Annotated in this window: 3 protein-coding genes; 1 reads left to right on the forward strand and 2 read right to left on the reverse strand. The window is 73.8% G+C overall.

The features are described from left to right. Positions 1–458: 458 nt before the first annotated feature. A complete protein-coding gene (locus FNQ90_RS15800) occupies positions 459–863 on the forward strand; it encodes a DUF732 domain-containing protein (protein ID WP_182606974.1) in 405 nt (134 codons plus the stop codon). 176 nt (positions 864–1,039) lie between these two features. Here FNQ90_RS15800 and FNQ90_RS15805 read toward each other — a convergent pair whose 3' ends face one another. After that, positions 1,040–3,259, reverse strand: coding sequence for an FtsK/SpoIIIE domain-containing protein (locus FNQ90_RS15805; RefSeq protein WP_182606975.1), 2,220 nt, complete (start codon positions 3,257–3,259; stop codon positions 1,040–1,042). Positions 3,260–3,364: 105 nt separating this feature from the next. Continuing rightward, complete coding sequence (locus tag FNQ90_RS15810; RefSeq protein ID WP_182606976.1) at positions 3,365–3,652, reverse strand: hypothetical protein; 288 nt, start codon at positions 3,650–3,652, stop codon at positions 3,365–3,367. Between the last annotated feature and the right edge of the window lie 34 nt (positions 3,653–3,686).

A 3,686-nucleotide genomic window follows, 5' to 3' on the forward strand; every position in this document is an offset into this window, starting at 1 on the left:
CGCCGGCCCCGCACCCCCGGGCGCCGGCGCCATGGCCTCCCCTCCGGTCCGCACCGGCGCGGCCACCGCGGCTTCCCCCGCCGACACCCGCCACCGCGCGGCCACCGGCACGGGCGGCAGTGACACACCGTGACTCCGGGGGTGGGGGGAGACCCCCCATGGCCACCCGAGCCGGACCGCCGGGGAGGGAGATTCCACTCTGTACGGATCCCAGGCCCCACAGCGGGCCATGGGCGTCACCGTGTGTAATGACCGCCGGAGCCGCAACGGCCCGGCCGCTGAGGTGCCGCAACGGGTGCTCCGCCGCCCCGGGTGAGGCGGCGAACCCGACCACCGCCCTGGCTGTCCGCTCACCCGAAATCAACGACATGTCGGTAGGTCACCGTTTGATCACTCCGCTCCCCGGGCCCCGGCCCGGCCGGCAGCATCCGCGAGAAGACCACCTTCGGGAGAAACCCATGCGCTTCCGCAGCATCGCCGCCGCGGCCCTACTGGCCGCAGCCCTTGCCGGCTGCTCGACTTCCTCGGATGCCGAGCCGGCGGCCGCGGAGACCGAGCCGGCCCCGACGCCGGATGAGCAGTTCCTCGCAGCGGTGGACGCCGCAGGGATCGACAGTTGGACGGAAGCCGGACCGAGCGACACCGAGCTGCTGGCCTACCCCGAGCAGTGGTGTGCCAGCCTGGCGGTCGGGCACAGCGTCGACTACATCTTCGGGATTCACGAAGGGATGTACCCGGTCGGCATGGACTGGGGCACCATGAGGGCCGATGCCAACGAAGTGCTGGTGCTCGGGGTCACCGCCTACTGCCCGGAATACCGCGACGAGGTGGTGCAGGAGCTTCGGGAGACCGGGGAGTACTAGGGCTGTCGCGTTCGTCCCGCAGAACACGGCGAGGGGCCCCGTACACGGCTGTGTACGGGGCCCCGGTCGTTGGGTCGATACTCGATATCGGCGCTGGTCAGCGGCGGTTTGTGGTCGACGTCGGGGGCGAAACCGGTTTCGGGGGGTGGGGATACCGGTTTCGTCCCCCGGCGCGGTCAGTCGTCCTCGTCCTCGGGTGCCTCGGAGGCTTCGGGGACGTCCGTGAAACGCACGCCCTTGGCGCCCCCGCCGCAGCACTCGCGGATGGTGAGCTGGCGGGTGGGCACGCCGTGCGGCTTGAGCGCACCGGACAGGGCGGTGGACCGGGCCGCGACGTCTTCGAGATCCAGCCAGGGGCCGTAGACCTCGGGGTGGTGGGCGGCCAGGGCGTCGACCAGGCGGTGGGAGTGCACCGCTTCCTTGCCCTCGGGCCAGATGGCCCGCAGGTGGTCCACGATCGTCTCGGCGGCGGCCTCGATGACGTCCTGTCCGGCGGCCTGTCCGGTGAGGGTGCCGGCGGCGGTGCGCAGCGCCAGGGCGCGTTTGCCGATCTCGGCGGCCTCGGTCTGCTTGATGAACGCCGCCCGCACGGTGGTGCCCTCCCGGCCGCGGACCAGGATGCCGGTCCCCTGCTCGGATGTGGAGATCTCGGTGGCGCGCAGGCCCCGTTCGTGGGCGCCGGTGCCGAGCACGTTGTTGTTGGCCCGCCAGTCCATCACGGCCAGGCACAGGCGGGTGCCCACCGAGGACGACACCGAGGACGGCAGGGACGGCGCGTCGGGGTTCTGGGTGAGCAGGATGAGGATGATGCCGTAGGCGCGGCCCTTCTTGATGAGCTTGGTGGCCAGTTCGGCGGCTTCCTCCTTGTGGTCGGGGTGGGTGAAGAGTTCCTGTACCTCGTCCACGACGATGACGCGCGGCCCGAGCTGCTGCTCGGGGTACTTCTCGGCGAGCGTGCGGGTGACCTTGCGGCCCTCGGGGATCTCCTCGGGGGGCAGGGACTTGATGAACTTGGCCCGCCGCTTCTGTTCGGCGATCCCGGCCCGCAGGCCGGCGAGGGTGGCCTTCAGGTCCTCGTCGTCGTCACCGGAGACGTACCGGTGGCAGATCGGCTTGACCGCGTCCAGGTCGCCGGAGCCCTTGAGCTCAAAGATCCACAGTTCGGCCGTGGGGTCCAGGGCGACACCGAGGACGATGGCCAGGGCGCAGGACGTCTTGCCGGAGCCGGGGATGCCGCCGACCAGCAGGTTGGAGTAGGCCAGGGTGATCTCCACGAGGTTGCCGCGGGGGTCGAAGCCGAACGGCAGCGGCGCGTAGACATCCGCCTGGCCCTCGCGCATGAGGGGCCACAGCTTGCGGGCGGCCTTGGCCGGGTCCTGCTGGGCGACCCACAGCACCAGGCGCCCGGGGTGGGCGTCGCGGTCGGCGTCCGGCCACACGGTGGAGATCGGGCGGCGCATCGCGGCGGCCAGCTCGGCGCGCTTGTCCAACACCTTGTCGGCCGTCACCCCGGCGGGCAGGTCGACCTCGGCGCGCCAGCCGGGCCCGTCGCGCTGGATCTCGGCGGCGAACTCCACGCCGCTCTTGCCCTTCTTGCCCACGCCGATGGCCTCCAGGGCGGCGTAGACCTCGGTGGAGTCCAGGGCGCGCAGGGTGTGGGTGTGCACGTAGCGGGTGATGACCGGGGTATCGGCCCGGCGCCCGGCCAGACCGGCGGCCGCCAGCACACCGACCCCACCGGCGGCCAGTGCCCAGCCGGGCAGGGTCAGGGCGGCCACGGCGGTACCGGCGGCCAGGGCGGTGCCCACCGTCAGGGAGAGGACGCGGCGCGGGCGGCAGCGGCGGGAGTGCTCGCGCGACAGGGACAGCCACGCCTCGACGTCCCCACCGGCGGCGGCTCTGGCCTCCACGGGTCGGGCCTCGGCGTCGACCACCCAGCGGAACCAGCGCGCGGTCAGGCGCCACAGGCCGCGCGGGGCACGGCCGATGAGGCGGGCGAGGTAGACCGGGGCGCGCAGCGCGTGGAAGGCGGTCAGGTGCCCGTAGTAGGAGCCCACCCAGCGGGCGGCGTCGGCCAGATCCCGGCCGCTGCGCAGCCAGGCGGGCAGCACCGGCGGGGCGTCGGCGAGCCGGGCCTGCCGTTCGGCCAGCCAGGTACCGGGCAGGTCGGTCTGCGGCCGGTCGACCGGCCGCAGCGCCACGCCCTCGAGCACCTCGGGCGCGGCTTCCTCGAGCGGACGGGTGTCGACGGCGGGCAGCGGGATGGTCGGGGCGCCGGACAGGTCGACGGGCGGACCGGGCGCGGGAACCGGCGGGGGGACGTCGCCGGCCTTGGCCAGTTCGATCACCGGCGCGGGCCGGTGGGTGCCGTTCACGGCGGTGGTCGTGTCGGTCATGCTGGTGGTGCCTTCCTCGGGCCACAGGGCCCGGCGAGGGGCCCTGTGGGGCGGCCGGTGCCGGCAAGCTTCCGGGCCGCCCCACAGGGGGTTTCGGAGAGTCGGTCAGGCGACGGGGGTAAGGCGGCAGTGGGCGGCGTGCTGCTGCGCCCAAGCCTTGACGCCGCGGTCCGCGCGGCGGGCCAGCGCCGGCTCCGACTGCCCGTTACGGCGGTAGTGGCCGGCCTCGGCGCTCTGCCCGCAGGCGCAGCGGGCGACGGTCTCCACGGGGGTGCCGGGCGCCTCCCCGACCAGCTCGTGCACGACGGCGAGGTCGGCGCCTCCGGCGGTGCGATAGGTGGCGATGGTGCGGGTCTCGGGGGCGGCCACGGGCCGGCGACGACGTCCGAACATGACGGTTCTCCTTCGGGGATGGGGTGGCGGGGTG

It is taken from the genome of Streptomyces alkaliphilus (assembly GCF_014141535.1).
GTDB lineage: Bacteria > Actinomycetota > Actinomycetes > Streptomycetales > Streptomycetaceae > Streptomyces > Streptomyces alkaliphilus.